Source organism: Candidatus Nanopusillus massiliensis, assembly GCF_920984865.1.
In genome coordinates, this window is sequence record NZ_OV100765.1 from 539,351 (window position 1) to 539,750 (window position 400).

Below are 400 nucleotides of genomic sequence, written 5' to 3' on the forward strand. Positions count from 1 at the left end.
ATAAAATCCGATATTGATAAATCAAAAATTGAATATGAATTTATCCACTAATTNNGAAACTTGCATATGCACATGTTTATTATGATAATATATCTGAAGAACNTGTATAAGAATTATTAGAGCCTGAATTATCTGATGAAGAAAGAATACTAATAGAAAAAATAAAACAATAGTGTTTTGGATGAAATGTACAAAGATCCTGAAGAATTTCTAAATAAAAATAAAGAATATGTATTANNNNAGAAATTGGAAGAATTTGTAAATAGATATAAGATAAAAATAAATAGAGATATGTTCATAAAATATTATTATTATTTATGGAGAGNNNTGCTGAATTTGAAAAAATTCATCCATTATTTTATGATATATTTATTGAAGATATTTCATGTCATGGATAAGA